Genomic DNA, 21,220 nt, shown 5'->3' on the forward strand with positions numbered 1-21,220 from the left:
AGGATGGACCTTTAACAGATCATGCGAGCACAATTCGTTCTCTCCGAGACGTGGATCGGCCTACGTCGCAACCTGACGATGACCATCGCGGTCATCACGACCGTGGCCATCTCCCTCGCCTTGTTCGGTGCCGGTCTGCTGGTCAACCAGCAGGTTTCCGAGATGCGCAACTACTGGGACCAGCGGATCACGCTGACCATCTACATGTGCAACGACATCTCGCCGACCTCGGCCTGCCAGGAGAACGGCGCGGCGACCGAGGAGGACCGTGAGGCACTCGAAGCGCAGCTGAACTCGCTGCCCGAGGTCGACGACTTCCGGTACCTCACCGCCGCCGAGGCCTGGGCCGACTTCCAGGAGCGCATCGGCTCCTCCAACGAGGCCCTCGCCGAGGCCGCGCAGGAGGGTGACATCCCGGAGAACTACCGGGTGCAGCTCACCAACCCCGACAACTACGACACCGTTCGCGCGGCCGTCGACGGGGCCGCCGGTGTCGACTCCGTCTCCAACGACCAGCGCGTCCTCGAACAGTTCTTCGGGCTGCTCGACGGTCTCAAGTGGGCCGCTCTGGTGGTCGCCGGCGTCCAGCTGGCCGCCGCCGCGCTGCTGATCGGCAACACCATCCGGCTGTCGGCCTACAGCCGTCGCCGGGAGACCGGCATCATGCGCCTGGTCGGTGCGTCGAACTTCTACATCCAGCTGCCCTTCCTCCTGGAAGGCGCCATCGCCGGTCTCATCGGTGGTGTCATCGCATCCGGGTTCATCGTGGCCACCAGGTACACGCTGCTCACCCAGATCGAGGAGTGGTTCCAGTTCGACGTGGCGCTGGGCACGGGCTCCCTGCTGTACGTCATCGGTGTTTCGATGATCCTCGGTGTGCTCCTGTGCACCGTGACCTCGTTCCTCACCCTGCGCCGCTACCTGAAGGTCTGACTGGTCACCCGCCAGTCGGGCGGGCGCCGGGTACCGGGGGGCCACACGAAGTGGCCCCCCGGACGCATGAAGGGATACAACCGTGGCCAAGGAAACCGGGCGGAAACTGATCGCCCAGAACCGCCGGGCCCGGCACGAGTACCACCTCGACGAGACCTACGAGGCGGGGCTGGTCCTGACCGGCACCGAGGTGAAGTCCCTGCGAGAGGGGCGCGCCTCCCTCGTGGACGGCTTCGCGCACATCCACGACGGTGAGGTGTGGCTCGAGGGCGTGCACATCCCCGAGTACTCACAGGGCACGTGGACCAACCACTCCGCCCGCAGATCACGTAAGCTACTCCTGCACCGCGAGCAGATCTCCCGGCTGATCGGCAAGACCCGGGAACCCGGGCGCACGCTGATCCCGCTGTCCCTGTACTTCAGTGACGGTCGGGCCAAGGTGGAGATCGCTCTGGCTCGCGGTAAGCGTGAGTACGACAAGCGCCATGCGATCGCCGAGCGTGAGGCCAAGCGCGACATGGAGCGCGCCCTTCGCCGTCGGCGTTGAGCTGTCCCACACAGAGGCGCCTGAAAGGAACACACAAGGTGTCCCCCCGTCCCCTCGGCCGCAGGATCGCGGCCGCCAGCAGTGGCCTGATCATCGCCCTGAGTCTCGCGGCGTGCACGACCCACCCCAGTCCCGAGGTGGCAGTCAGGTCCTTCCTGCTTGCCTGGCAGGACGGGAACCACGCCGAGGCCGCCCGTCACACCACCGGTGACCCGGAGGAGGTCGAGCGGGCGCTGACCGACGTCCACGACCAGCTCGACCTCGCCTCCGTCCGGTTCGACCTCGGCCGGATCTCCACGGAGGGAGAATCCGCGAACGCCGAGTTCGGCGTCACCGCGGACCTCGGCATCGGCGACCCGGTGTGGAACTACACCGGGCAGATGTCCCTGACCAACGGTCCCACCGGCTGGCTCATCGACTGGTCTCCGAGCGTCATCCACCCCGACCTCAGCGAGGGCGAGAGGCTGGCCGTCAGCTACGAGATCGAGGACCGCGGCCAGATCCTCGACCGGTCCGGAGAACCCCTCGTCTCCGCGGACAGCGTCACCGCCTTCGGTGTGCTGCCCGCCGACATGGAGGACAAGGAGGCGGGCGTCACCGAGCTCGCCGAACTCCTCGACGAGGACCCCGACCCGCTGCTCAACCGGGTGCGCTCCGCGCCGCCGGAGCAGTTCCAGCCGCTGGTGCTCATGCGCGACGCGGACAGCGCCCTCCTGCGCGAGGCCGGGAGCATCTCCGGCGTCCAGACCCAGGAGGTCGAGGTCAACCTGTCGCCGCGCGCGGCCCCCTTCGTCCTCGGAGAGGTCGCGGGGACCTCGGAGCACCGGGTCTCCTCCCGTGTGGCCGGGTCCTACCAGGCGGGCGACACCGTGGGCCTGAGCGGCCTCCAGAACATCTTCCAGCAGGAGTTGGCCGGAACCGCCACCACCCAGGTGGTCAGCCTGGGCGAGGACGGCGACCAGACCGACGTCCTGGAGTCCTGGGAGGGCGTGCGCAGCGGCGGCATCGAGACCACCCTGGACCTGGCCACCCAGCAGGCCGCGCAGAACGCGACCGAGGCGATGCCGGGCGACGGGTACGTCGTGGCGGTCGACACCACCAACGGTGAGGTCCTGGCCGCCGCGAACGCCTCCGACAGTGCCGCGGACGACGCGGCCTTCACCGGCTCCTACGCTCCGGGCGGCATCTTCACCATGGTGTCGGCCCTGGCCGCCCTGGAGTCCGGTGCGGTCACCGCGGACAGCGCCATGCCCTGCGGGTTCCAGTCCGAGGTCGGTGACCAGGTGTTCACCAACCCCAGCAACGGCTTCCTCGCGGAGAACCCCACGCTGGTCCGCAACATGACCTACATGTGCACCGTCGGGTTCGTCGACGTCGCGCCCGAGGTCGGCGCCGACGCGCTCGCCGAGGCCGCCGGACAGCTCGGGCTGGGAGGCGACTGGCAGCTGCCGCTGCCCGTCTCCCCGGGCACCGTGGAGATCGCCGACGGGGACGCCGAACTGGCGTCCGCGATGATCGGCGACCACGGGGTCCAGGTGAGCCCGCTCTCCATGGCCCTGGCCGCGGGAGCCGTCGCGGACGGCTCCTGGCACGGACCGACCCTCGTCCGCGAGGAGGGCCCCAGCCCGGCCAACGCCAACGAGCTCTCCGAGTCCCACCTCGAGGTGGTGCGGGAGGGGCTGCGGGATGCGGTCACCATCCGCATGCCCGAGGTGAACGTCGGGGAGGAGCAGGTGTACGGCCAGGCGGCCCGCGTCGAACAGGACGACACCGCGCTGCACTGGTTCGTGGGCTACCAGGGGGACGTCGCCTTCGCGGTGCTCGCCGAGGTCGACCCGGAGATGAGCCAGTGGCAGCAGTACGCCGTCACCGCCGCGACCAGCTTCCTCAACGGGCTGGCCAACGGAGTCCCCGAGACCGAGGGCGTCCCCGGCACCGAGGAGACCCTCCCACCCGCGGTCCCCGGCACTGAGGGCCAGGGCGTCGAGGGCGAGGGACTCGAGGGCCAGGGCGTCGGGACCGACCTCAGCGGAAACTGAGGAGCGCGGCCGACCAGGAAAACGAGGACGCCGCCGGAGCAACCCACGGGTGCCCCGGCGGCGTCTTTCCTTGTGACTGGTACCGCGACAGCGGGCAGCGGGCCAGCGTGAGGACAGGACCTCGTCTCGGGGGAGGGCCCTGTCGCGTTTCAAGGTCGGCCCCGACCCAGGCCGACCGCCCCCGTGAGTGCGTCGACCGCTCTTGCGTCCGCCTCACGGGGGTTTCTCCATGCTTGGGGAATCCACCGGCGTCCCCTGGAATCAGCTTGGTGCCCACACTGTTCAAGAGGTAGAGTGACGATCACGCGAGTGCTCGTTCACTCGCTTGTCGGCCGCCCGGAGCCCTCGGGTGACAGGTGGTCTTGACAACTTCACAGGGGGTGATCGGTTTCGACTTTGGTAGTCGTTCCAGGGGAAGCGGGTCGAGGGTTGTGTTTGTGACCTCGTTAATCCTGCATTCGCATAAATTCAAGTGCCAATTCCAAGCGCACTGAGTTCGCTCTCGCTGCCTAAGCGATTGTGACTCTGTCGGTCCGGGCTCGTCATCGGCTCGGGATCCGGCACCATTTAGATGACTCACCGCTCGGATCAGGCCACGGGGCCTGAGCGGGACATTTTCGTGGCTGGGCCCGTCAGCGATGTGTCTGTACAAGCGCTGGGGCCGAGTAGAACGACACTACAGACTGCACCCGGAGAAGCCCTGGCTCGTTGCTGAAGGACGCGGGTTCGATTCCCGCCACCTCCACGAGAAACGGACCGCTGCTCGGGGGACTTCGTCCTCCTCGCCGCGGTCCGTTCCTGTTTTCGGGGGGACGACCCCCCGAACCCCCCGATGTGCACTCGCTTGCGCTCGTGCCCGGCGCGCCCCTTGGTGCTGGGGCCTTTGGCCTCCGCCCTGCGGGGCGCTTTGTTGTGTCCGGGGTGGGTGGGTGCGCCGTCCCCTTGGTGTGCTCTCGCTCGGGCTCGTGCCCGGCGTGCCCTGTGGTGTGGAGGTCTTTGGTCTCCGCCCTGCGGGGCGCTTCGTTGTGTCAGGGATGCCGTATGGCTACGTAGGTTGCGATCCTAACTAGGTAGGTCTATCGTCTAGATAGATCAACTGATGGAGGAGGCCCCCATGTCCCCAGATCTCACCGCTCCCGTCTTCTCTCCGGCGGCGCTGGTGGTCGCGGCCCTCGTCTTCGCCTACCTGCTCCTGGTCGAGCCCCTGTGGGGCAGGCGCATGTTCGAGGTCCTCAAGCGGGACCGGGACACCGATCCGGGCCTGTACGTGCGGTTCTTCGGTACCGGGATGGCGGTCTTCTGGGGGATGACCGGGCTCACGGCGCTGACCGTCCTGCTCTCGCCCGGAGCGGAGTGGGCCCACCTGGGGCTGCACGGGGACGTCGACTGGGGGACCGTGGCCGGGATGTTCGTCGGCTTCGCGGTCGCGGCGGTGATGGTCACACTGCTCGCCCGCTGGAAGGCGATGCCCGTGTCCCCGACGCTGGACCCCATGCTGCCGCGCACCACGCGTGAACGCTGGTGCGCTGTCGGCGCCTCGGTCACGGCCGGGGTGTGCGAGGAGATCATCTTCCGAGGACTGCTCATCGCCGTCGGAGTCTCGCTGGGACTCCCGCTGTACGTCGCGGCGGGAGCGGCTCTGGTGGTCTTCACCCTCGCGCACCTCTACCAGGGCGCGAAGGACATGCTCCTCGTCGGCCTGCTGGGATGCGCGCTCACCTACCTGTACCTGAGCACCGGCAGCCTGATCGTGCCGATCCTCGTGCACGTTTTGGTCGACCTGCGCGCCCTGCTGCTCACCCCGAGGCCCGCGACCGGGAGGTCCGGGCAGTTCACCCCCGCGGCCTGAAGGAGAACGGATGGATCGTCGATCGAGCTGGCTGAAGGGGGTCCTCGACCTCCTGGTACTGGCCGGACTCACGGAGGGCGAGAGCTACGGCTACGCCCTCGCCGCCCAGCTGGACGAGGCCGGGTTCGGCCGGATCAAGGGCGGGACCCTGTATCCGGTGCTGAACCGGCTGGAGGAGGCGGGACTGGTCGTCGCGGAGTTCCGCGCGGCCGAGAAGGGGCCGGGACGGCGCTACTACCAACTGACCGACCAGGGCCGTGCGGTCCTGGCCGAACAGGGCGCCGCCTGGCTGGAGTTCGACGCGTCGGTGCGTGAGGTGCTGAGGAAGGGCGGAACCACGTGAGTTACCTCGAAGAGCTGGAGTCCCTGCTGCGGGCCCGTGGCGTCGCTGGGGAGCGGGTTCGGGAGACGGTGGACGACCTCGCGGCGTTCGTCGCCGAGAGCGGTGTCGACCCGGAGGAGGAGTTCGGTCCGGTCTCCGAGTTCGCTGACGACCTCAGGGGACAGGACGGCGAGGCCGGGCCGGAGTCGCTGGTGTGGGGCGCGGACTCCTTCGTGGCCCAGGGGCGGATGAACGAGCTGGGCGCCCAGGGCTGGGAGATCGACCGGCTGGACCGGCAGGGCCGGTTCGTGAGCCACCGGGACGAGCCCCCGCAGGCGTGGGAGTACCGGCAGGAGTCGGCGCTCGGGCGCGGGGGCCGGGAGCGGTTGGCGCGGCAGCTGGCCCCGGAGGGCTGGGAGCCGTGCGGCCACTACCTGACCCACGCCTACTTCAAGCGGGCACGGGCCGCGGTGGTCGGACCGGAGGCCGCCGTGGAGGGGCGCCCCGAGCCCTCGGGGAAGCGGTTCTCCTGGGGCGTGCCGGGGGTGCTGGTGACCGGGTTCTTCCTGGTGGTCCTCGTGGTCTCACTGTTCAGACTGGGGCGGACCCTGTGGGAGGGGGACGCGGCCGACCGGGTGGCGACCCTTCTGGGCGCGGTGGTGGGCGGCGCGGTGGGCCTGGCGGCCATGACCGTCGTGGTCTGGCTCGTGTTCAGGCTTCTGGCGAGGATCAGGAACCGCTGACAGCGCGCCGGTGGATCACCGGACTTCGGTCAGAGAACCGAAGTGGTTTCGGGTGTCCCTCACGAGGGAGGCGAGCAGGGTCTCGGTGAGGGGCCTTCCCAGCTGTACCGCACTGTCCAGGCCCTTCCACGGGGCGAAGGCGAAGGACCACACGAGCTTGCTGCCGTTGTCGAAGGGGAGCACGTGGTAGTCCTCGGCGAAGGCGCTGAAGAGGGGGAGGGTGGCCTCGGTGGCGTGGAATGACTTGCGCCGCTCCGTGTCGTCCCAGCGGAAGAACTCCTCCCGCATCCGGTACGTGCCGAGCACGCTGGCCTCGCGGACGGCGCCCACGCCGTAGGGCGGTTCGGAGACGTAGGTGACCTCGGGCAGGGCTCGGCACCAGGACAGCGGCCGGGACGAGGTCAGTCCCGCCCAGACCTCGTCGGGGGAGGCGGCCAGTTCCAGGCCCACCCGCCAGCGCATGGGCGCGGTCTCGAAGAAGGTCTCGTCGACGGGGTCGAGCCCGTAGCGGAAGGCGGTCACGAGAGGTCCTTTGCGTCCGGGGTCACCTGTGGCGAAGGTACCAAGCCCTCGGGAAACGCCGGACGGGGGCGGTACCCGTCGGCATCGCCCCCGTCGTGTCCCGCGGCCTACTCCTTGGTGGCCCCCACGAGCCACGCCACCTTGTGGGCGGTCAGCGACACACTGCCGCTGTTGCCCAGGTGGACCCCGAAGGAGGCGATGAACGCGAAGTCGTGTTCGCGCCGTTCGCAGATCACGTCCTCGACCGCGTGGACGGAGGACGGATTGTGCACCCGCAGGCAGAGCGCGGGCTCGTCCTTCACCTCCGCCTGGACCTCGTAGCGGGTCAGCTCGCTGGCGAGCTTGCCGAGGTGTTCGCGTTCCTCGGAGGGCACGCGGGTCGGCTGCTGGTCGTTGGCCTGTCTCGACTGAGCCATGGTGGTTCCTTTCGTGTCAGGCACGGTGCTTTCCTCGACGCCCTGTCCGTAATTGTCGCTCAGGGTCAAGTTACTAATCCGTACCGTGCTCACGACACGCCGTTAGAACACCGAAGTGTCCGATTTCCAGGCGCCACGGTACATCACCGAGGAGACCGAGAGGTCCTCGTCGAGGACGAGGAGATCGGCGTGGCCCCCGACCTCGATCCGGCCCGTGTCGGCCAGGCCCAGCGCCGCGGCCGGGACCGAGGAGGCCGACCGGATCGCGTCCGCGACGGGCACTCCCAGGGCCACCGCGTTGCGCACCGCCTGGGGGAGCACGATCGTGCTGGAGGCGATCGCGCCGTTCTCCACCAGTCTCGCCTCACCGTCCAGGACCCTGACCCGGAGGTCGCCCAGGGTGTACTCGCCGTCCCCCAGACCGGTCGCCGACATCGCGTCGGTCACCAGGGAGACGCGCTCGGGCCCCGCCGAGTCGAACACCAGACCGGCCGCGCCCGGGTGGACGTGCACGTTGTCCAGGATCAGTTCCACCGTCACCCGCTCGTCGCCCAGGACCGCGGCGATCGGACCGGGGTCGCGGTGGTTCAGCGGCCGCATCGCGTTGTAGACGTGCGTGGCCACGGTCGCCCCCGCGTCGATCGCGGCGAGGGTCTGCTCGTAGCTGGCCTCCGTGTGCCCCACGGCGGCCACCACACCGGCGGAGCGGGCCGCGCGGATCAGGTCCAGTGCTCCGGGCAGCTCCGGGGCCACCGTGATCATCCGGACGTGGCCGCGTCCGGCGGTCAGCCAGGCGTCGAACTCCTTGATGTCGGGGTCGCGCAACAGGTCCGGGTCGTGCGCCCCGCACTTGGAGCGCGCGATGAAGGGGCCCTCCAGGTAGATCCCGGCCAGCTCGCCCGCGTCGCACAGGTCCGCCAGGGCGGAGACCTGGCGCAGTGTGTTCTCGGGGGTGGCCGCGACCAGACCGCCGACCACGGAGGTCACACCGGACCTGCGGTTGAAGGCGACGATCTCCCGCACGCCCTCCGGGTCGGCCTCGGGGAAGGCGTGCCCCGCGCCGCCGTGGATGTGGGTGTCGACCAGCCCCGGTGCGACCAGCCGTCCGCCGACGTCGTGTCGTTCACCCGGGCCGGGCTCGCCGGTGCCGAGCTCGCTGACCCGGCCGTCCTCGATCCGGATCCACCCGTCGTGGGTGCCGTCGGCCGTGACGACGCGCGCGCCGGTCAGCGTGAGGGGTGTCTGGGCCATGTCTGGGTCTCTCCCTGTGTCTGGGGGGTACCGCCGTGGGGCGGAGGGTCGGGCGCTGTGTCGTAAATTACATTTCCGTGAACGGGGGGTTGGCAGGGGGCCGTGCGCGCCCCCGGCCCGTCACGTATCCCCAGCGGAGCAGGCTGATCCCGCTCCCTGGGACGGTTGTCCGCGAGGTGGACCGGCCCGCGCGGAGCCCGACACCCCCGAAGGAGGGGTGGCGGCACGCATTGACGATAGCGGCCGACGCGCCTCATGATGGAGCCATGTCCGCCGGTGAGCTGCTTGTCCAGCGCCTGCATGTCGATCTGCGACAGCAGGCGAGCGCGCTCTGTCGTAGCTAGCGCCTTGCGGGGCCCCGCCCCGTCACGGTTCTGAACCGTGCCCCCGTGCCCTTACGCAGACACCGGACGCTCATGACTCCCACCTGGGTCCCGGACCATCTCTCCCGGTCCGTGTGAGCACCCCCGACTGGACCGCCGCACACGAGCCCCGGACGACGACGTCCCGCTCGGTCGAGGTCCACGAGGAACAGCGGTTTCCCTCCGGTGTCTTCCGATCACCGCCCCCCGCGTTCCTTCCGGTCGATCCGGCTCGTTCTGACCGAACCCAGGAGTTCTCCGCAATGACTCGCTTCACTGTGCTCGTCGCCGCCCCCCAGTCCCATTCCTCCGTGCACACCGCCGCGCTGCGCGCCGCCGCCGAGGTCGCCACCCGCGCCGGGGTCACCTCGACACCCGAGATCATCGACCTGGCCGCCCTCGGCCAGGACCTGCTCGCCGAGGCCGCCGACTCCGTGACCGAGGCCCTCGAACAGGTGCGCCGGAGCGACGTGCTCCTGGTGGCGTCGCCGCAGGTCCACGGCACCTACACGGGTCTGCTCAAGGTCTTCCTGGACCGGCTGCCCGAGCTCGGCCTGGGGCACACCGTCGCGGTCCCGCTGGCCGTCGTCGACGACCTGCGCAACAGCCACGGGATCGAGGAGGACCTGCGCATCCTCCTGGCCGACCTGGGGGCCTGGGTGGCCGAGCCCGGTCTGATCCTGGCCTCCGACGAGACCCACAGCCCCGAGAGCGTCGTGCGCGCCTGGGCCGACGTGGCCGCTCCCGGTCTGCGCCAGGCCGTCTCCGTGGCGGCCTAGGAGCCGTACGCCGGTCGGTCCGGTCCGGGGATGCGAGTGTCCCTGGACCGCGACCCTCGGGGCCCGGCGGCGCCTGGTCCGGCGGGTGCGCCGCGCCTAGGCTGGCCGCATGCTCTCCACGGCACAACTGGCCGTCTTCGCCCCAGCCGCGCTGGCGGTGGCGGCCTCTCCTGGCGCCAACAACCTCCTCGCGTTCCGCAACGGCCTGCTGCGTGGGCCGCGCCCGGTGGTGGTGGCGCTCGTCGGGCGCTTCACGGCGTTCGCCCTCATGCTGGCCCTTTGGGGCCACCAGGGGCGGCCGCGATGGTCGGGGTCCTAGTCGCTGGCGGCGGGGGCCGGTTCGCCGCGCAACCTGCTGGTCTCGGCCTCGGCCTGGGCCACGTTGCCGCGCACCAGGACGACCACGACCAGAGTCAGCGCGAAGCCGCCGATCCGCAGCGCCAGCAGGAGCGGGTCCTCGGGCAGTTGCTCCCCGAACAGCAGCGTGCCGACCACCACCACGAACACGTTGCCCACCACGTTCGACACGGGCGCGGTGATGGAGGCCCGGGAGCGCTGGAGCGAGGTCTGGAAGAGCACGATCCCCACCGCCCAGCCCAGCGCGTACAGGTAGGGGTACGGGGAGAGCAGGGCGGGCACGATCGCGGCCAGGAAGCCGTTGTCGGCGAGCAGTCCGCCCAGCCCCTTGCCCTGGAGTCCGGCGCTGCCCTGCGCGAGCCCGGCCGCGGCGCCCATGGCGGCGGCGGAGACGTACCTGCCCCGGCCGCCCACGAACCCCATCACGGCCACGCACGCCACGACGGTGACCACGCTGACGCCGACCAGCAGCGGGGTGTTCGCGGTGGTCCCGGTCTCGGCGCCGTCCACGGTGGACAGGCCGAGCAGGCCGAGGGCCACCGGCATGACGCCGAGCGCCACGTACTCGCCCCGGGTGATCCGCTCGCCCCGCACCAGGGTGACGACCAGCAGGGTGGTGGCCACACCGGCGGCGAAGGCGGGCTGGGCCACGGACACGGGGGCCAGCCCCAGGGAGACGATCAGTCCCACGCTGCCCAGGGCCGCGAAGGCACATCCGAACACCCATCGCGGGTTACCCAGCAGTACCCTGGCCAGGTGGAGAGGCCGGTTGATCGAGATCGACTCGGAGCCGTGCAGCGCGCGCTGTTCCACGGTCAGTCCGATCGTGTAGACCAGCGCGGAGAGCAGCGCGATCAGGAGTCCGATCACGGTGAGGGGGCCTTTCGGCTCGGTGCCGCCGGACCCGGCGGGGCCAGAAGGTTGACGGCATCCATATAACCAGTTCTAGTCTTGTCTGGCGAGTGATCGCCCCCTGGTCGCTGGACTAGGGGGAACGACGCTCCGGCGCTGAACCAGAACCTGTAACTACCGCGGCGGCGAGAGATGGGGCATGGTGCAGGACCCGGACGAGGACGCCACCCCCGAGCGGCGCGGTCCGGCCGCGCGGTGGGCACCCCGCCCGCCGTACTGGCTCACCGCCGACTTCTGGCGCGACCTCAGCTGGCGCGACCTCGCTGTCTGGCGCCGCCCCGGCTCACGGTTCGAACCCGGCCCGCTCGGACTGCTCGGAGTCATGCTCTCGGCCATGGCCGTCACCCTGCTGCTCCTCCAGACCGGATCCGGCGGGCTCGGTGGTGAGCAGGACGCCGCCGACGATGAGCCCCTTCCGGTACCGGGTCCGCCCGACGGCGAACTGCGCATCATGATGGTGGGCGACTCCGCGACCCAGGGCAGCAGCGGCGACCACACCTGGCGTTACCACCTGTGGTCGCACCTGTCCGGTCAGGGAGTCGAGTTCGACTTCGTCGGCCCCAACGACGACATGTACTCCCTCGACGACGAGGAGCCCGGAGACCTCAGCTACGCGGAGCCCGAGTTCGACACCGACCACGCGGCCCGCTGGGGCGCCACCGCGCAGGAGCTGTCCACCGACATCGCGCAGGTCGCGGCCGAGCACGACCCCCAGTACCTGCTGCTGCTCGCCGGAACCGAGGACATCCTCGCCGGAGGCGGGGCGGACCAGGCGCTCGACGGCGTCGCCGAGACCGTCTCCACCGTGCGGGTCGTGCTCGACGACGCCCGCTTCGTGGTGGGCGAACTCCCCGCCGTGGACGGCACCAGTGACGACCCCGGGGTCAACGCCGAGATCACGCGCTTCAACATGGGTCTTGTCGACCTCGCGCAACAGCTCACCTCCGCCACCTCACCCGTGGTCGTCGCCCAGGTCGCCAGGGAGTACGCGCCGGCCTTCGACAACTGGGACGCGACCCACCCCAACGCGCGCGGGGAGCTCAAGATCGCCGCCGCCTTCGCCGACGCCCTGGCCGCGCCGCTGGGGGTGGGGGAGGAGTACGCGCGTCCTCTTCCCGAGCTCTCCGTCGGACCGCTGACCGCTCCCGAGCCCGAGTACGAGCAGACTGACGACGGCCTGCTGCTGAGCTGGAAGAACGTGCCCGGGGCCACCGACTACCGGGTGGTGCAGCGCCGGGTGGATCCGGACCCGGACGCGGCCGGGGTGATCCCCGCCGACGTCGAGAGCGACGAGGACGACCGCTCCATGCTGGTCGGTTCGCTCTTCAGCGGCGCCCGGTACGAGTTCGTCGTCCACCCGTTCAAGGGACGGGACGAGGGCACCGAGTCCGAACCCCTCCAGGTGCTGTGGGACGCCGAGCCGCCGCCCGCGCCGTCGTGGATCCGCGTGCACGACGGGGGCGCCCTCGTGACATGGGAGGACGTTGCGGAGGCCGGTCACTACGAGGTGTGGATCCGACAGCTGGAGTGCGGGCGGGACGACCTGGACGTCTCCCGTGACCGCCGGGTGTTCACCACCCCGAGGGAACTGGTCGGTCCCCGCCCGGGGAACCCGGCCACCGACGACCAGGAGGTCCCCGACGTCACCGAGCCGGGGGTCGAGGAGCCGGGGCCGACCCCCACGCAACGACCGGAACCGTCCCGGCCCGAACCAGAACCCGGACCGGCCCCCGAACCCTCCGTTCCGGCGGCGCCCGTACCCGGTGTCACCTGCGCGCCCCAGGACGGTCAGGGCCCCGGGAACGGCGACGGCTGGCGCTCGCTCGGCTCCGTCGGCGAGCGTCCGCGCTGGGTGGCGTCGGTGTCCGGCCCCTACGAGATCGTGGTCCGCACCTACCGGGACTACGTGGAGGGCGGCTACTCCGACAGCGTCGTCCTCTCGGAGGGCTGATGCGGTCCGCCGCGCGGCTCCCGGCCCGGGTGCTGCCCTGGTTGGTGGGCGTGGTGGCCGGGGTGCTCGCGCTGGGGCCCGCCCTGGGGCCGGGCTACGTGCTCCGGTACGACATGCTCTTCGTCCCCGACCTCTCACTGTCCGCGGTGCTGGCCGGGGCGGACGGCTTCCCGAGAGCGATCCCGAGCGACGCGGTGGTGGCGGCCCTGTCACTCCTGCTGCCGGGTGACGTGGTGCAGACCCTCGCCCTGCTGGCGGTGTTCGCGGTGGGTGGCGCGGGCGCCTTCCGGCTGTTGGTCCGCCTGGTGTGTGACGGCTCGGCCGCACCCGGGGGCGGCCGGGTGCCGGGTGCGGTACTGGCCGCCGGGGCCGCGGCCGGGGTCCTCTACGTGTGGAACCCGTTCGTGGCCGAGCGCCTGCTGCTCGGGCAGTGGGCGATGCTGCTGGGGTACGCGGGGCTGCCGTGGGTGCTGTGGGCGGTGGTGCGACTGGCGTCGGCCCGACCGGGCGCGGGCCTGGCCGGGGTGGTCTGTTCGTTGGTCCCTGCGGCGATCGGCGGGTTCTCCTCGGTGGTGCTGAGCGCGCTCACCGTCGGACCTCAGGCGCTGGCCGGGCCGCGCCGCCTCCGGAACGCGGGACTGTTCGCGGCGGGCCTGGTCGTGGTGTCGCTGCCGTGGTTGATGCCGTCCCTGACCAGCGGCGCCGTCACCGATCCGGCGGGGGTCGAGGCCTTCGCGGCACGCTCGGACACCCCCTTCGGGGCGGTGGGGTCCCTGCTGTTGCTCGGAGGGGTGTGGAACTCGGGCGCGGTGCCGCCCGGCTACGGCGAACCGGTGACCGCGACGGCCCGGTTGCTGGTGTGCGCGGTGTCCCTGGCGGGCTGGGTCTGGTGGTTGCGGCGGAACCGCCCCGTGGTGGGGGTCGGGCTGTCGGTGTCGGCGGTGGTGGGGTTTGCTGTCGCGCTCCTGGGGGTGTTCGCGCCGGGGCGCGAGCTCCTGGTCGTGCTGATCGACCTCTGGCCGGGGTTCGGTCCGCTCCGGGACGGTCAGCTGTACCTGGCGCCCCTGGCCCTGGTGCAGGCTCTGGGGGCGGGCGCCGCGGTGCTGTGGCTGCTGCGCGCCCTGCCTGTTGGCGAAGGGCGGGACTCACGGGGCCTGCGGGGCCTGCGGGGCCGTGGTGGTCCGGGTGGCGGAGGATCGGTTGGGCGGGCAGCCGAGGAAGGGGACCCCGACCGTGCGGGGGGTGACGGTTCACAGGGCTCGCGGGGCCGTGGTGGTCCGGGTGAAGGGGGCCGGTCCGGACGTGACCTTGGGGGAGCGACTGCCCGGACGGTGACGAGAGAGGGCCACCGTGGTCCCGAGATCCCATTGTGGCGAGTGGTGGGCACGGTGCTGGTGGTGCTGGCGCCCGTGGTGGTGCTGCCGGGCCTGCTGTGGGGAGCGGGAGGACGGCTGGCGCCCGTGAAGTACCCGCGGGAGTGGCTGGCGGCCCAGGAGGCGGTGGCCGCCGACCACCGGCCGGGAGCGGTGCTGGTCCTGCCCTGGAGCGCCTATCGGGGCCTGGAGTGGTCCGGCGAACCGGTGGTCGCGCTCGACCCGGCGACCAAGCTGTTCGACCGGCGCGCGATCTGGAACGACGACCTCAGCGTGGGCACCCCCGACGGCGGCCGGGTCGTGGTGACCGGCGAGGACACGCGGGCCAGGGAGGTCGCGCGCCTGCTCGAACCCGACCCCGCGACCGGCCTGCCCTCGGACCGGTGGTTGTCCGACCCCGACGCACTGGCGGAGCGACTGGGCGGCCTCGGGGTCCGCCACGTGGTCGTCTCGGCACCCGTCGATAACCGGTTCTGGTCTGGTGCGGAGTCCCTGTCCCCGGTGGTCGAGGGTGCGGATCTGACCCTTCTGGAAGTGGATGACCAGCACATCAGTGCGGACAAAGACCCTTTGTCGGGGTTGGAAGTTACCAGCGGGTTAGTTACAGTTGGGGCAATCATCTGGTCTATGGCTAGATCAGGTTCTAGTCTCGGGTTCCAGCGTCCCCAACCACGATCGGAGCGGGGCGCGCGGAAGGAGATCCCCAAGTGATCAAGGTAATCGCCGCCTGCGTGATCGGCGCGGCTCTGGCGGGCGGTGCCACCGTGGTGGCCACCAACCTCGCCACCGAGTCCACCGCGACCGCGGAACCGGTGAACGAAACCCTCTACAACTACGGCGACCGCTAGGCGGCCGTTCTTGCCGAGGTAGGCGGGCGCTCCGCCGCCAGTGGGGCGCCCGCCCCGCCCCCATCACGGTCGCACCCCTCGTGACCGCCCATCCCCAATGACGTCCGGTCGACGGGCCCGTTCGGCGTGCGCTCGGTGCATCCCATGAGTGCTCGCTCAGCGTGCTCGCGCGTGTTCTCCGCGTTCACGCCAGGGTCCGCGCCGGGCACCGCGCGGAAGGAGAGCGTGTGGTCTTCCAGAAGGTCCCAGCCCGGGTGGAGTCCGGCCTCCCCACGGCCACCCCCGCCCAGGCCACCGTTCCCGCACCGGCCAACGCCCCCGAGCCCGCACCCGCGCCCGCCATCGCGCGGGTCGAACCCGCCGACCCCGGCCCCCGCCTCGACGGTGTCCGGATCGTCATGGTCAACTGGCGCGACCCCTGGCAGTCCACCGCGGGCGGCGCGGAGGAGTACGCCTGGCGGATCAGCCGCCACCTGGCCGAACGCGGCGCCATCGTCACCTTCCTGACCAGCCGCGAACCCCACCAGGCCCGGGTCGAGACCAGGGACGGCGTCGTCATCCGCCGCATGGGCGGCAAGTTCACCGTCTACCCCCGCGTCATGGCCTGGCTCGCCCTGTGGAGACGCGAGTACCACCTCGCCTTCGACTGCATGAACGGAATCCCGTTCTTCTCCCGGCTGGTCCTGCGCCGACGCACCAGGGTGGTCAGCGTCGTGCACCATGTCCACGACCTCCAGTTCAACGCCTACTTCCCGGCACCGCTGGCCTGGTTCGGACGCTTCCTGGAGTCCGCCGTGGCCTCCCGCGTCTACCGGAACTGCACCACCGTCACCGTCTCCGAGTCCTCCCGCGCGGCCATGCGCGACAAACTCGGCTGGCGCGCGCCCATAGAGATCGTCCACAACGGCGGCCCGTCCGTCGCCCCTGCCGTAGAGGAGCCCGGAACGGTTCCGGCGCCGACCGCCGACACCGTTCCCGCCCTGGTCAGCCTCGGTCGTCTCGTCGTGCAGAAGCGGGTCTCCCGCGTCGTCGACCTCGTCCGCGCCCTCGACGACACCCACCCCGGACTGCGCGTCCACATCATCGGCCGCGGCCCGGAGGGCGAACACCTCGCCGAGCAGGTCGAGGGGGACGGCCTCCAGGGACGCGTGGACCTGCACGGCTTCCTCTCCGAGGAGGACAAGAACTCCGTCCTGTCCTCCTGCCACCTGCACGTGACCGCCTCCGAGTTCGAGGGCTGGGGCCTCACCGTCATCGAGGCGGCACGGCTCGGCGTGCCCACTGTGGCCTACGATGTGGACGGACTTCGCGATTCGGTCCGCGACGGCGAGACCGGATGGCTCGTCCGCGAGGGCCAGACCCTGGAGGACGTCGTCTCCCGTGCCCTGGCGCAACTGTCCGACCCCCGGCGCTCCCTGGAGGTCCGGCGAGCCTGCCGCTCCTGGGCGTCCCGGTTCACCTGGGAGGCCAGCGGCGCCCGCATGACCCGCCTGGTCGCCGCCGAACTCGGTCTGGACGCCCCCACCCGCACCGCCCCCGGCACCCACCCCGCAGCAGGCAAGAAAGCGAAGATGTGACTTCGGCGGAATCCACCGCCAGGCGCGAACCGGAGGATTCCAGAACACCGACCGCCCCCGGCGGAGTGGACGAGAGGCTGCTGGCGCGGCTCAAGGTCCTCGCGGTGTGTCTGCTCCTGGGAGCACTGGCGGCGAGCATCGACCCCGGCAGGATCGTCAGCGACACCAAGATCGACCTGACGGTCAACCCCCTGGGGTTCATGGAGCGAGCCCTGCACCTCTGGGACGCCTCGTACTTCGGGCAGATCCAGAACCAGGCCTACGGGTACTTCTTCCCCAACGGCCCCTTCCACCTGCTGTTCGATGTGCTCGGCATGCCCGAGTGGCTCATCCAGCGCCTGTGGATGGCGCTGCTGCTCATCGCCGCGTTCGTGGGGGTGTACAAGGTCGCCGAGGCCCTGGGCCTGGGCACCGTCAACACCCGCATCATCGCCGGTGTGGCCTACGCGCTCGCCCCGCGCGTGCTCACCCTGCTGTCGTACAACTCGGCCGAGCTCCAGCCCATGCTGCTCATGCCGTGGATCCTGCTGCCGCTCGTCCTGGGCGCCAGGCACGGGTACCCGCCCGCGCGCATGGCGCTGCTGTCCGGCCTGGCGTTCCTCATGTGCGGCGGCACCAACGCCGCCTCCGAGCTGGCGGTCCTGGTCGTCCCCGGCCTGTACCTGCTCACCAGGGCCGGCGGCCCGCGCAAGTGGCGGCTGATCCTGTGGTGGTCGGGCGCACTCGTGCTCGCGTCGTTCTGGTACGTCGTCCCGCTGCTCATCATGTCGCGGTACGTGTACTCGTTCATGCCCTACACGGAGGACGCCGCCGTCACCACGGGGATCGCCTCCCTGTTCAACTCCCTGCGCGGTACCTCCAACTGGATGGGCTTCCTGCCCGACATGGGCAACACCGCCCTGCCCTCGGGCGCGGAACTCTCCCTGACCCCGTGGCTGGTCGCGGTCACGGCGCTGGTCGCCGGGCTGGGAATGGCCGGGCTCATCAACCGGCGCACCCCCGAGCGCCTCTTCCTCATCAGCTGTCTGCTGGCGGGCACCGTGATCGTCGTCGCGGGCCACACCGGGGCCCTCACCGGCCCCTTCGCGCCGCTCATGCGGGATCTGTTCGACGGTGCCCTGGCGCCCTTCCGCAACGTCCACAAGTTCGACGCGCTCATCCGCCTGCCGATCGTCCTCGGCCTCGCTCACCTGCCCGTCGTGGTCGCCCGGGACTGGGCCGACCGCCGCGACCGCGATCCCGGAGCGGTGGCCGGGGTCCGCCGGACCGTGGCCGGAGCGAGTGCGGCGGTCTTCCTGGTCACGCTCACCCCCATCGCGACCGTCGGCATCGCACCCAGGGGCGGTTTCGAGAAGATCCCGGACCACTGGTACGAGGCCGTGGAGTGGTTGGAGGACCAGGGCGAGGAGCGGGGCATGACCATGGCGCTGCCGGGGTCGGCGCGCGGTGAGTACGAGTGGGGTCGCCCCCTCGACGAACCCATGCAGCCGCTGCTCTCCGGTGCCTGGACCAACCACCAGATCATCCCGTGGGGCTCCTCGGGTGTCTCGCGGATCAACCACGAGATCGACCAGAGGGTCTCCTCCGGGCGCGGCTCCGAAGGGCTGGCGGACACCCTGGCACGGATGGGCGTCACCCACCTGATCGTCCGCAACGACCTCCAACGGGTGGGCAACAACGGCGGCTGGCCCGCCCGCGTCCACCAGTCGCTCAGGAACTCCCCGGGGGTCGCCGAGGCCGCCGAGTTCGGCCCGGTGATCGGCTCGGTCGACCACTCGTCCGCGTCCCAGTGGTTCGACCAGCCCTACCCCTCACTCACGATCTACGAGGTGGAGGGGGCCGCGCCCACGGTCGGCACCGTGCCGTCGGGCGACGCGCTGCGGGTGACCGGCGGCACGGAATCGGTCCTCCACCTGGCCGAGCAGGGCATGGTCAACGACGACCGCCCGATCCTGCTCGGCGACGACCCCGGCGCCGACGCGGTCGCCGCGCAGGACACGATCGTCACCGACACCGTCCGCCGCCGCGAGGTCGTCTACTCCGACGTGCGCCGCAACGTCTCGGCCACCATGACCGAGGACCAGGAGCTGGAGCGCGACGTCCCCGCCCCCGACATCATGGACCCCGCCTGGGAGGAGTACGTCTCCCACGCCGAGGACCTGGGCGTGGCGGGGGTGACCGCGTCCAGCTCCGAGGCCGGTGTGGAGTCCCGGGCCAGCGACCGCGACCCCGGGCACGCCCCCCACGCGGCCCTGGACTCCGACCTCGGCACCGCCTGGCGGTCCAGCGCCTTCGCGGGCGCCCTCGGCCAGTGGATCGAGGTCGAGTTCGAGGAGCCCCGCGACCTCGGCGGGCTGAGCGTGGCCTTCGAGCAGCTCTCCGGCGAACCGCCGCCCTCGCGGGTCACCCTCATCACCGACGAGGGCAGGACCGAGGCGGCCGTGGCCGCCACCGACGAACCCCAGGAGCTGGCGGCGCCGCCCGGGCTCACCACCACGCTCCGGGTGCGGATCGACGAACTGGCCTGGGAACCGGAGTACCGCTTCGGCACCCGGGTGGGGATCTCCATGATCTCCCTGCCCGGCCTGGAGCCCACCCGCACGCTGAGGGTCCCCGGTCCCACCGACGCCGGGACCCTCCTCTTCACCGGGTCGACCGGCACCGCCCCCGGCTGCATGGAGGGGTCGCACGTGTGGGTGTGCAACCCCCGGCTGGAGGTGAGCGGTGAGGACGCCAGCGGACTCGACCGCACCTTCGACCTCTCGGCCGGAGCTGCCGCCGGGCCGCACGCCATCTCCGGGGAGGTGGTCCTCACCGACCCCCGCGAGGCGGAGAACGCCGCGAACCGGGCCGGTGGGTACCCGCTGGTGACCGGTTCCTCCACCGCCGTCAGCCACCCCGCAGCCATGGGCCGGGGCGCGCTCGACGACGACGAGACCACCGTCTGGTATCCGGACCCCGAGGAGAGGGAACCCTGGCTCGACATCGAGCTGGGGGAGCGGACCGCGATCGACCACATGAGGGTCGAGTTCCCCCGGGCCGACAGCGTGATGCGGCCGATCCGCGTCACCGTCGAGGGCGGCGGGACCGTCCGGGAGGGGTGGCTGGACGGCAGCGGCAGGGTCGACTTCGCCGAACTGACCGCCTCCTCCGTGCGGGTGACCTTCGAACGCCCCGAGGGTCAGGCCCTGGAGATCGGCGGCGTCGAGCTTCCGGACGTGCCCGCCGTGGACCCGCTCCCCGAGGGGGACGCCTCCACCACCTGTGGCCTGGGCCCGACCCTGCGCGTCAACGGCGAGCGTGTGGAGACCCGGATCAGCGACGGGACCCTCGCCGACCAGCTCACCGGCCGCCCGCTGCGGTACGAGACCTGCACCGACCTGGACCTGACCGAGGGCGAGAACCGGATCGTGGTCGACCCGGGCAACCGCTACCAGGTGCGTTCGGCCGTGGTGGAGACCAGCGACGGCGCGGCCGGTGGAACCCCCGGGGTCGACATGGCGGCGGTCGACGCGGTGCACACCTGGGGGCCCGGTGAGCGCCGCTTCGACGTGGACGTCGACGAGGACAGCTTCCTGGTGGTCAATGAGAACTTCAACGAGGGCTGGGAGGCCCGGGTCGACGGCGGCGACGGGCCGCTGGAACCGGTCCGGCTCGAGGGTTGGAAGCAGGCCTGGGTGCTGCCCGAGGGCAGCGCGGGCACGGTCACCCTCACCTACGCCCCGGACGCCGTCTACCACCGCGTGCTGGTGGCGGGCGGCGCCCTGGCCGCGCTGCTCGTGGTTCTGGCCCTGTGGCCGCGCCGCTGGCTGCCGGGCGGCAGGCGGTCGACGGCCGCCCAAGGCCCGCATGGTTCGCGCGCCCTGCCCGGCGTGGGGCCCGGCTGGCTGCCCCGACGAGTGGTGCTGCCGTTGGGCCTGGCCTACGGGGTCTGGATCGCGGGCTGGGCCGGTGCGGCCGTGGTCGGGCTGATCCTGCTGACCCTGTGGTGGCTGGCCCGACGGGCCCCGAAACGCCTGCGCCACGCCAAACCCGGCAGGCCGTCCCTGGGAGGTCGGGCACTGCCGTACCTCGCGGGGCCCTGGGTGGTCACGGTGTCCCTGGCCCTGGCCGGACTGGCCATGGCCTCGGGGACGCACCTGGTGGTGAACATGCCCTTCCACGACATCACCGAGACCCTGGGCACGGCGCTGCGCGGCTGGGTTCCGCAGGCGCTGTGCCTGCCCGCGATGGCCCGGCTCGTCCTGGCCCTGGGCCAGCGATGGGACGGGCACGGGCCACCCTTGGCCGATGCCCCCGGGGCTCCGGCCGAGGGTTCCACGGAGACCTCCGGAGGCGGGGACCGGCGGACCGGACCGCCCGAGAACGGGACGGAACCGGAACGGGTGACCGACCGGCTGCCCGAGGCCGGTCACGACGTCGAGGAGGTGCGCGGGTGA

The 21,220-nt window shown here is 71.3% G+C and carries 17 protein-coding genes and 1 other RNA gene; 14 read left to right on the plus strand and 4 right to left on the minus strand.

What is annotated here, in order from left to right:
* Positions 1-21 precede the first annotated feature (21 nt).
* The 7 genes from ftsX (at position 22) to KBX21_RS22250 (ending at position 6,433) form a co-directional block, all read left to right on the plus strand.
* Complete coding sequence (gene ftsX / locus KBX21_RS22220) at positions 22-933, plus strand: permease-like cell division protein FtsX (protein ID WP_210843484.1); 912 nt, start codon at positions 22-24, stop codon at positions 931-933.
* 82 nt (positions 934-1,015) lie between these two features.
* Positions 1,016-1,480 carry an SsrA-binding protein SmpB gene (gene smpB / locus KBX21_RS22225; protein WP_017542494.1) on the plus strand — a complete coding sequence of 155 codons (465 nt, stop codon included), beginning with the start codon at positions 1,016-1,018 and terminating at the stop codon, positions 1,478-1,480.
* Between the two features lie 38 nt (positions 1,481-1,518).
* Positions 1,519-3,519, plus strand: coding sequence for a penicillin-binding transpeptidase domain-containing protein (locus KBX21_RS22230; protein WP_210843486.1), 2,001 nt, complete (start codon positions 1,519-1,521; stop codon positions 3,517-3,519).
* A gap of 376 nt (positions 3,520-3,895) precedes the next feature.
* Positions 3,896-4,267: a transfer-messenger RNA gene (gene ssrA / locus KBX21_RS22235) on the plus strand.
* A 366-nt stretch (positions 4,268-4,633) separates the two neighbouring features.
* Positions 4,634-5,368 (plus strand): CPBP family intramembrane glutamic endopeptidase, encoded by a 735-nt coding sequence (locus KBX21_RS22240; RefSeq protein ID WP_210843488.1) that lies wholly within the window; start codon positions 4,634-4,636, stop codon positions 5,366-5,368.
* A gap of 10 nt (positions 5,369-5,378) precedes the next feature.
* Positions 5,379-5,711: a PadR family transcriptional regulator gene (locus tag KBX21_RS22245; RefSeq protein WP_049573213.1), complete on the plus strand. Its 333-nt coding sequence runs from the start codon at positions 5,379-5,381 to the stop codon at positions 5,709-5,711.
* On the plus strand, positions 5,708-6,433 hold the full coding sequence (locus KBX21_RS22250) for a DUF2812 domain-containing protein (protein ID WP_210843490.1): 726 nt from the start codon (positions 5,708-5,710) through the stop codon (positions 6,431-6,433). The genes KBX21_RS22245 and KBX21_RS22250 overlap by 4 nt, the downstream gene beginning before the upstream one ends.
* Before the next feature lie 15 nt (positions 6,434-6,448).
* Here KBX21_RS22250 and KBX21_RS22255 read toward each other — a convergent pair whose 3' ends face one another.
* From KBX21_RS22255 to nagA, 3 genes are all read right to left on the minus strand, one after another.
* Positions 6,449-6,955 (minus strand): SRPBCC family protein, encoded by a 507-nt coding sequence (locus tag KBX21_RS22255; RefSeq protein WP_210843492.1) that lies wholly within the window; start codon positions 6,953-6,955, stop codon positions 6,449-6,451.
* A 107-nt stretch (positions 6,956-7,062) separates the two neighbouring features.
* A complete protein-coding gene (locus KBX21_RS22260) occupies positions 7,063-7,371 on the minus strand; it encodes a hypothetical protein (RefSeq protein ID WP_049573203.1) in 309 nt (102 codons plus the stop codon).
* 102 nt (positions 7,372-7,473) lie between these two features.
* Complete coding sequence (gene nagA, locus KBX21_RS22265) at positions 7,474-8,622, minus strand: N-acetylglucosamine-6-phosphate deacetylase (protein ID WP_049573201.1); 1,149 nt, start codon at positions 8,620-8,622, stop codon at positions 7,474-7,476.
* A 625-nt stretch (positions 8,623-9,247) separates the two neighbouring features.
* Here nagA and KBX21_RS22270 point away from each other — a divergent pair.
* Positions 9,248-9,763, plus strand: coding sequence for an NADPH-dependent FMN reductase (locus tag KBX21_RS22270; protein WP_210843494.1), 516 nt, complete (start codon positions 9,248-9,250; stop codon positions 9,761-9,763).
* A gap of 109 nt (positions 9,764-9,872) precedes the next feature.
* Positions 9,873-10,082 (plus strand): hypothetical protein, encoded by a 210-nt coding sequence (locus KBX21_RS22275; RefSeq protein ID WP_247666160.1) that lies wholly within the window; start codon positions 9,873-9,875, stop codon positions 10,080-10,082.
* On the opposite strand, the gene KBX21_RS22280 is transcribed toward KBX21_RS22275, so the two are convergent.
* Entirely contained in the window at positions 10,079-10,990 is a 912-nt protein-coding gene (locus KBX21_RS22280) for a hypothetical protein (protein ID WP_210843496.1), read from the minus strand. The genes KBX21_RS22275 and KBX21_RS22280 overlap by 4 nt on opposite strands.
* A 181-nt stretch (positions 10,991-11,171) precedes the next feature.
* Here KBX21_RS22280 and KBX21_RS22285 point away from each other — a divergent pair, with 181 nt between their 5' ends.
* The 5 genes from KBX21_RS22285 to KBX21_RS22310 all read left to right on the plus strand — a co-directional run bounded on the left by KBX21_RS22285 (position 11,172) and on the right by KBX21_RS22310 (position 21,220).
* Positions 11,172-12,983 carry an SGNH/GDSL hydrolase family protein gene (locus KBX21_RS22285; RefSeq protein WP_049573189.1) on the plus strand — a complete coding sequence of 604 codons (1,812 nt, stop codon included), beginning with the start codon at positions 11,172-11,174 and terminating at the stop codon, positions 12,981-12,983.
* Entirely contained in the window at positions 12,983-15,067 is a 2,085-nt protein-coding gene (locus tag KBX21_RS26770; RefSeq protein ID WP_247666161.1) for a hypothetical protein, read from the plus strand. The genes KBX21_RS22285 and KBX21_RS26770 overlap by 1 nt, the downstream gene beginning before the upstream one ends.
* Positions 15,064-15,204 carry a hypothetical protein gene (locus KBX21_RS22300; protein ID WP_017542507.1) on the plus strand — a complete coding sequence of 47 codons (141 nt, stop codon included), beginning with the start codon at positions 15,064-15,066 and terminating at the stop codon, positions 15,202-15,204. Before KBX21_RS26770 ends, KBX21_RS22300 begins: the two co-directional genes overlap by 4 nt.
* Positions 15,205-15,431: 227 nt before the next feature.
* Positions 15,432-16,781 (plus strand): glycosyltransferase family 4 protein, encoded by a 1,350-nt coding sequence (locus KBX21_RS22305; protein WP_210843497.1) that lies wholly within the window; start codon positions 15,432-15,434, stop codon positions 16,779-16,781.
* Positions 16,778-21,220 (plus strand): alpha-(1->3)-arabinofuranosyltransferase, encoded by a 4,443-nt coding sequence (locus tag KBX21_RS22310; RefSeq protein ID WP_307869252.1) that lies wholly within the window; start codon positions 16,778-16,780, stop codon positions 21,218-21,220. The genes KBX21_RS22305 and KBX21_RS22310 overlap by 4 nt, the downstream gene beginning before the upstream one ends.

It is taken from the genome of Nocardiopsis sp. B62 (genome assembly GCF_018070675.1).
GTDB classification, from domain to species: Bacteria; Actinomycetota; Actinomycetes; order Streptosporangiales; family Streptosporangiaceae; genus Nocardiopsis; species Nocardiopsis prasina.

What these genes read in the sequence shown, in the direction of transcription:
- KBX21_RS22275 (WP_247666160.1), top strand. Translation starts at nt 9,873, where the DNA reads ATGCTCTCCACGGCACAACTGGCCGTCTTCGCCCCAGCCGCGCTGGCG.
- KBX21_RS22285 (WP_049573189.1), top strand. Translation starts at nt 11,172, where the DNA reads ATGGTGCAGGACCCGGACGAGGACGCCACCCCCGAGCGGCGCGGTCCG.
- KBX21_RS22270 (WP_210843494.1), top strand. Translation starts at nt 9,248, where the DNA reads ATGACTCGCTTCACTGTGCTCGTCGCCGCCCCCCAGTCCCATTCCTCC.
- KBX21_RS22245 (WP_049573213.1), top strand. Translation starts at nt 5,379, where the DNA reads ATGGATCGTCGATCGAGCTGGCTGAAGGGGGTCCTCGACCTCCTGGTA.
- ftsX (WP_210843484.1), top strand. Translation starts at nt 22, where the DNA reads ATGCGAGCACAATTCGTTCTCTCCGAGACGTGGATCGGCCTACGTCGC.
- KBX21_RS22240 (WP_210843488.1), top strand. Translation starts at nt 4,634, where the DNA reads ATGTCCCCAGATCTCACCGCTCCCGTCTTCTCTCCGGCGGCGCTGGTG.
- KBX21_RS22260 (WP_049573203.1), bottom strand. Translation starts at nt 7,371, where the DNA reads ATGGCTCAGTCGAGACAGGCCAACGACCAGCAGCCGACCCGCGTGCCC.
- KBX21_RS26770 (WP_247666161.1), top strand. Translation starts at nt 12,983, where the DNA reads ATGCGGTCCGCCGCGCGGCTCCCGGCCCGGGTGCTGCCCTGGTTGGTG.
- nagA (WP_049573201.1), bottom strand. Translation starts at nt 8,622, where the DNA reads ATGGCCCAGACACCCCTCACGCTGACCGGCGCGCGCGTCGTCACGGCC.